This is a genomic window from Streptomyces sp. NPDC087428 (assembly GCF_044744085.1).
GTDB lineage: Bacteria > Actinomycetota > Actinomycetes > Streptomycetales > Streptomycetaceae > Streptomyces.
The window spans coordinates 205,385-211,838 of the sequence record NZ_JBIUXR010000004.1 but is presented as its reverse complement, the minus strand read 5'-3'; the positions used below and the strand labels follow the sequence as shown (position 1 = coordinate 211,838).

The 6,454-nt window shown below is 70.2% G+C and carries 6 protein-coding genes and 1 pseudogene; 1 reads left to right on the top strand and 6 read right to left on the bottom strand.

Features of this window, described 5'->3' with window-relative positions:
• Positions 1–32: 32 nt before the first annotated feature.
• The 3 genes and pseudogenes from ACIO3R_RS10570 to ACIO3R_RS10560 all read right to left on the bottom strand — a co-directional run bounded on the left by ACIO3R_RS10570 (position 33) and on the right by ACIO3R_RS10560 (position 1,667).
• Entirely contained in the window at positions 33–176 is a 144-nt protein-coding gene (locus ACIO3R_RS10570; protein WP_402105054.1) for a hypothetical protein, read from the bottom strand.
• A gap of 119 nt (positions 177–295) precedes the next feature.
• Positions 296–433: pseudogene (locus ACIO3R_RS10565) on the bottom strand (transposase); the annotation flags it as partial.
• 1,162 nt (positions 434–1,595) lie between these two features.
• On the bottom strand, positions 1,596–1,667 hold the full coding sequence (locus tag ACIO3R_RS10560) for a hypothetical protein (protein ID WP_402105274.1): 72 nt from the start codon (positions 1,665–1,667) through the stop codon (positions 1,596–1,598).
• A 618-nt stretch (positions 1,668–2,285) separates the two neighbouring features.
• On the opposite strand from ACIO3R_RS10560, the gene ACIO3R_RS10555 reads away from it, so the two are divergent.
• Positions 2,286–2,735 carry a spore-associated protein gene (locus ACIO3R_RS10555; protein ID WP_385041284.1) on the top strand — a complete coding sequence of 150 codons (450 nt, stop codon included), beginning with the start codon at positions 2,286–2,288 and terminating at the stop codon, positions 2,733–2,735.
• 119 nt (positions 2,736–2,854) lie between these two features.
• On the opposite strand, the gene ACIO3R_RS10550 is transcribed toward ACIO3R_RS10555, so the two are convergent.
• The 3 genes from ACIO3R_RS10550 to ACIO3R_RS10540 form a co-directional block, all read right to left on the bottom strand.
• Entirely contained in the window at positions 2,855–3,760 is a 906-nt protein-coding gene (locus tag ACIO3R_RS10550; protein ID WP_402105052.1) for an NAD-dependent protein deacetylase, read from the bottom strand.
• A gap of 86 nt (positions 3,761–3,846) precedes the next feature.
• The gene (locus ACIO3R_RS10545; RefSeq protein ID WP_402105051.1) at positions 3,847–4,884 is read right to left on the bottom strand and encodes a hypothetical protein; all 1,038 of its coding nucleotides are present in this window, start codon (positions 4,882–4,884) and stop codon (positions 3,847–3,849) included.
• Positions 4,881–6,347: a phenylacetate--CoA ligase family protein gene (locus tag ACIO3R_RS10540; RefSeq protein WP_385041292.1), complete on the bottom strand. Its 1,467-nt coding sequence runs from the start codon at positions 6,345–6,347 to the stop codon at positions 4,881–4,883. The genes ACIO3R_RS10545 and ACIO3R_RS10540 overlap by 4 nt, the downstream gene beginning before the upstream one ends.
• Between the last annotated feature and the right edge of the window lie 107 nt (positions 6,348–6,454).

Below are 6,454 nucleotides of genomic sequence, written 5' to 3'. Positions count from 1 at the left end.
AGCGGCTGACCCCGCCGGAAGCGGCGTCCGGGTCAGCCGCTGCCCACGGACGCCGCCGTCCACGCGAGGGAGGCGGGCCCGACCGGGACCGCGGAGGCACCGTCGCCGCTGCCGTCACTTCCGCCGCCGTCACCGAATCCGGGAGCCTTGACACCCGCCAGACAGCCGTTCTTCACCGCGTCGACCGTGCTCCAGCCGTCCTTGAGGACGCCTCCGTCATCAACGGAGTTGGGGTTCCAGCACCGGAAGGATCACGAACAGCTGTCGCGCCCACCCAGACGGGTGCGATGTCGTCCCACGGGCCGTACCGCTCGGGCACATCGCGCCACGGTGCACCAGTCCGGGTCCGCCACCGTATGCCGTCCATCAGCTGCCGCCGGGTCCACACCGGCGGACGGCCCGGCTTGATGCCGTGCGGCAGTAACGGCTCCAGTCAGGCCCACTGATTGTTCGTCAGGTCACCACGATTCACTGCACGTGATCATTCACAACCAAGATCCACTTTCGCAATAGATGCCTACGCTCTCGCCCCTACGGGGTAATGTCCCGCAGGTGGAGATCGTGGAAATGACCTCGCTGGAACGTCGCCTCTGTCAGGCATTCCCTCGCGGCGAACCGATCGACCTCCGCCAGTCCCAGGACGAGAACGCCGGACAACCCAGTGCCTGGGGTCCCGAACGGACCGTTCGCGCCGAGATCATCCGCACCCTCCTCCTCAGTGGTCCGTCCGAACCCGGCGAGGTGCCCGCCCTCTACCTCACTGGTGCGCGGATCACCGGCCTCCTGAACCTTCAGCACGCAGAGATATCGCACCCCATCCGCCTGAACCTCTGTCACTTCGAGCATCCGCCAGACTTCCGCGGAGCGCAGACCCGTCAGCTTGACGTCAGTGCGTCCTTCCTCCCCACCCTCATGGCCACCGCCATACGCGTCGACGACGACCTCCGGCTCACTGGCTGCTGTATTCCCGGAAGCGTGCAGTTGGGCAGCGCACAAGTCTCCGGCGGAATCTTCCTCGACCGCGCCCGTATCGGTGTCGACGGCGGGTGCGTTCTCCAGCTCAGCCATGCCTCCATTGGCAACGACCTCTGGGCACCCCAACTGGTGGCCCACGGCGAGATCCGCATCGGAGCCGCCCGCATAGAAGGCGCCCTTGATCTCGAAGACGCCCACATCGATAACTCGGGAGGTGATGCCCTCAACGCCGCCCACCTGACGGTCGGGACCAGAGTCAACGCGGGCGGCCTCGTGGCCGAAGGCCGCGTCAGACTCACTGCCACCAAGGTCACCGGCTGGCTCACCTTCATTGAGGCCCGGCTCCGCAATCCGGGCGGGGTCGCACTGGGCATCAGTAGCTGTGAGGCAGCAGGGTTCTCGCTCTGGGACGCGGCCCCAATCTCAGGCCACGTCAAAATGCACTACGCCAACTTCAAGATCATCCACGCCAAGCCCGAAGTCTGGCCCGTCACGGTACGTCTGGAGGGCCTGACATACGAGACCCTCGCTCCGCGCCTGCCGGCGGCACAACGGCTCGCTCTGCTCGAGCGAGACGAAGACGGCTTCGTACAGCACGCCTACGAGCAACTCGCTGCCTCTTACCGCCGCGTCGGTGACGACGCCGAAGCCCGTGCGGTCCAACTCGCCAAGCAACGCCGGCACCGGACCACGCTGCCATGGTACGGAAGACTCTGGGGCTACCTCCAGGACACCACTGTCGGCTACGGGTTCCGCCCCATTCGTGCTGTGGCCTGGCTCCTGGCTCTTCTGCTCCTCGGCTCAGTCGCCTACGGACTGGACCATCCACCCGCGGCCGAGCGGGGCAAAGGCCCGGAATTCAACCCCGTCATCTATGCTCTCGACCTCCTCCTGCCCATCATTGATTTTGGCCAGGAAAAGGCATTCACTCCGACCGGCCCTTACCAGTGGCTGTCGTATGTCCTGATCGCAGCAGGTTGGATCCTCGCCACAACCATTGCCGCCGGAGTGACGCGCAATCTGAACCGCCAATAGCCCGTCCTGCCTGCAAGTGAGGCGACCGTGCTGGTCGGAGCCCACGGTGATGGGTTGTGACCAGTACTTACGCAACACGCCCTAGTTGTACTGCCCCGTGAGCCGAGTGGACCACCCGGTGCGCCACGTTGAGCTCCACCGGATACTCCCGGGCGCCGACCCGTCCGGGACGGGGAGCGGCTGACATCTCTGTACGCACCCGGCACAACCATCCTTGCCGTTCGAGGGTCACATCAAGTGGGAGCAATCCGCTCTCGGGGACACAAGGGGGATATATGCGAAGCATGCGTAATGTCGCGACTGTCGGGGCTCTGGCCACACTGATGCTGGGCGCCACGGCCGCGTTCGGCACGACCGCCTCTGCCGCGCCCAACGTCACGCCGCAGGGCGTCTGCGGTGGTTCCTACAAGACGGTGAACTCCGTGCCCGTCGGCTCGCTGGGCACCGTCTACCTGACGTACAACTCCGCGAACGGCAAGAACTGCGTCGCGACCATCCGTGCCAACCCGGGGGCGGCCAAGGACATGGCCACGTACATCTACGTCTCCGACACCGACGACTGGGCCGGGGACTCCGGGAACTACACGTCGTACGCGGGTCCCAGCTACGTCTACGGCAAGGGCCACTGCGTGAGTTGGGGCGGTCACATCGCCAACGTGTACGCGTCGGTGGAGAACTCCAACTGCGCGAAGCTCAAGGAACACCGGGTCACCGAGGTCCGCTGACCCGGCGTACCACCCGGCGCGAGGCGACGTCCGTGAGAGCTGCCGTATCCGGCGGACGTCGCCTTCGGCGCGGAGACCGTGCTCGGCCCGATGCCGGCGCGCAGGGAACACCGGCCCCTCTACGCGGGCCCTGCCGTCTCATCGTCGACGGTGACACCCACGTGGTCGGCCACGGTGGTGAGGGCCGTTCCCAGTGGGAGCGCGACACGGGTGACGGCGTGCCGGTCGCCGCGGGTCGGGTCCCGGTTGACGATCAGCACCGGTTTCCCGGCCTGGGCCGCCTGGCGGACGAACCGGAGCCCGGACATCACCGTCAGTGAAGAACCCAGGACCAGAAGCGAGGAAGCCTCGCGGACCAGTTCGCGGCAGTCCTCGACCCGCTGCGGGGGCACCGCCTCGCCGAAGAACACCACGTCCGGTTTGAGGACGCCGTCGCAGACCGTGCAGGCCACCGTACGGAAGTCCCCGATCTGCTCGTCGGTGAGGTCGGCGTCACCATCCGGATTGATCGCGGCAGCCACTGGCATGAAGCCCGTATTGGCCTCCTCCAGCCGCCGCGCCAGTTCGTGGCGCGAGGTGAAGGTGCGGCAGGAGAGACAGACGACCCGGTCCAGGCTTCCGTGGAGTTCCACGACGTCCGCGCTGCCGGCGGCCTGGTGCAGGCCGTCGACGTTCTGCGTGATCACCCCCGCGAGCATGCCCTGCCGTCCGAACGCGGCCACGGCCCGGTGCCCGGCGTTGGGGCGGGCACGGCCGAAGGTGCGCCAGCCGAGGTGGCTGCGCGCCCAGTACCGGCGCCGCGCCTGGGCGCTTGCCGTGAAGTCCTGGTACGTCATCGGAGTGTGCCGGCTCAGGCTCCCGCCCTCGCCCCGGTAGTCGGGGATGCCCGACTCGGTGGAGATACCCGCCCCGCTGAGCACCAGCACGCCGCCGGTGCTCAGGGCATCGGTGATCGGCTCCAGATCCGTGGTGGCGGGCGGCAGGTCCTCGGTGGGGGCCCAGCTCAGAGTGGGGCGCATGCGCATGTCTCAAGAGTACGGAACCGGCTGCCGTCCCCCGTTCGCGGCACCGACGACGCGGCTCACCGGTCGGGAACGCGAGGCCGGCGCTTTCAGTCCTGCCGCACCACAGGCACCGACGCGCAGCCGCGGAGCCCCGCGTCCGCGCGTGCCCGGCCGGGAGACGCCCCGGTTCCCACCACTCGGCCGTCGAGGACCGCGAGCCAGCCGCCATCGGGCAGGCCGGCCCGCAACCCCTCCGTATCGGCGGGTTCGAGGGCCTTGAGCAAGGCCGGGTCGGGGTCCGTCGGGGCCGCGGCCGCCTGGGATGCTTTCCGGCGCCACTCGGCCACGGTCCGTTCGGTTCCCCGTACCCGCACCCACAGCACGTGCTGGACCACGATCAGCGGGCCGAGTGCCGTCAGGAGTGGGAACGCCCCGGTCAGCGCCCCGAGGGCGAACAGCAGACTGACCGCGGCGGACACCGCCAGCCCGATCCCGGCCGCGAGGAGACCTGCGGCCCGCCCGAAGGCCTTGAACGCCACCAGCGGGAAGAGCACCAGGAGCAGCAGGTCGCCCAGTCCCAGCGCCACGGGCGGATCACCCCGTGTGACGGCCAGCAGCGGAGCGAACGGCAGCCCCATGACCTGGGCGGCGAACCGGTCCATGACCGAGGTGAGCCCCGTCGCCACCAGGTCGTAGCAGGCGAGCGCCCCCGCGAACCACGCGGCGTGGGCGGAACGCATGCCGCTCTGCGCCCACATGTTGGCCACCCCCACGACGGCGACCGCGAGCAGCACATCGGTGAGGACCATCACGGCGAGCGGCCGGTCCGCGAACGCGCATCCGGCGGTGGCCGCGACCGAGCCGAGTGCCACCATCCACGCCAGGCCCCCGCCGAACAGGGGCGCGAGGGTGAACTGGAGCGCGGCGCAGAGGACCAGACCGAAGACGACCGCCACCGCGGCCCGAGGCAGTTCCAGATAGACCAGGGGAGCCGCCACGACCACGGCGGACACCACGGCGACATCGGGCAGTTCGTAGCGGCCGACCGGAGGACGGGGCATCCGGACCCGGCCGAAGTAGGCGGCGCCCGCCGCCGTGACCGCGGCGACGCACGCGTTGAGGCCCACCAGGGCGGCGGCGCTCACGCCGGACTCACGACGCGTACCGGGGCGGGGTGGGCCGGCTCGAAGGTGTGCTCCCGCAGATCGGCGCGTACCGGGCCGGTGGGCGGCATCGAGGCCGGGTCGTCGTGGAGCACGATCGCGTCCAGTGCCAGGCCCGCAGCGGTGGCGCGCTCCTCCAGCCTGCCGAGCAGACCGGCGGCGGGCAGCCCGCGGACCAGGACATGGAGGCGCGGGCCCGGGGGCCCGTCCACCAGGGCGTAGCGCGCGGGCAGCGGGATGTCCGGTTCCGCCTCCAGCAGGTTCAGGACCGACCAGGTGGGGATCGCGCCGCTCAGCGGGCCCGTCCAGCGGCCGAGCACCGGCGAGGTCGCGGGCAGGTGGGCCAGTTCGCACGCCGTCGGGCCCTCGGGGAGCCGGACCAGGTCGCCGGTCGCGTACCGCAACAGCAGGGTGCAGTCCCGGTAGGGGACGTACGGGGTCTGGACGATGATGCCGACGGCGCCCGGCCGCGTCGGCGCGTGGGTCACGGGGTCGAGTATCTCCAGATGCCCGAACTCGGTGGTGTGGTGCAGATGTCCCTCGGCGCACGCCGTACCGCCCGACGGCACGGTCTCGGTCATCATGTACGAGGTGGAGATTCTGGCTCCCAGGGCCGCCGACGCCCGCTCCCTCAGCGGATCCGACAGCACTTCACCCCCGACGCCGATGGACTCCAGGCCGAAGTCCGACGGCTTCCAGCCGCCCCGCTCGGCCTCCTCGACGAGGGCGGAGAGGTAGGACGCGGAGACCGTCAGGTGGGTGATCTGCGGGTCCTTTCCGCGCAGCCCGAGCGGGGTCGCGAGCCGGTCCAGTGCCACCGCGGGATCCACGGTGCCGATCTGGACGAACGCCGCGCCGATCCGGGTCACCGACTCCTCCACGTTGAGCAACGGCAGGGTCGCCCGCGAGCACCCCGCGTACGCCACCGTGTGGCGGGGGCGCAGGCCCAGGGCGAGCACGGCCGAGACCGTGCTCATGGCCACCGCGATCTCCACCTCGGCCCGGGAGTACCAGACGGTGGTGGGGGTGCCGCTCGTCCCCGTGGTGAGCGCCATCAGCGCGGGAGCGGAGACGGCGGACACGAAGGCCGCCGGCAGGCCGCGCAGGGCCGCCTTCGGGGTGACCGGCACCTGGTCCCAGTTGTCCGGTGTGAGGGTGCCGGGGTCGAGGCCCAGGCTGTCGAACGTCCGGCGGTAGTACGCCGTGTGCCGGGCGGCGGCCCGCGCCGTCGCCCGCAGGCTGCGCTCGGTCACGGTCCGCCGTACGGCGGGATCGACGGCCCCGGCCTGACCGGGCAGCAGGGCCGAGTCCGCGCCCGGCTCGCCGAACTCCGCGAGCGTCGCGACCAGGTCCCGGGCGATGCGCTCCAGGTCCTGCGGGCGGATGCGGCGGTTGCGCAGGATCGCCGCGCCGTACCGGAGCTGGCTGAGCGCGGTTCCGAACAAGGGAGCCTCCAGACGCCTGGACCGGGACTGAACTCCCGGTCCAGGCCGGGGCTGATCCGTCAGACCATGCTGGCGAACATCGCCGCTGTGAGCGTGCTGAAGGCGTA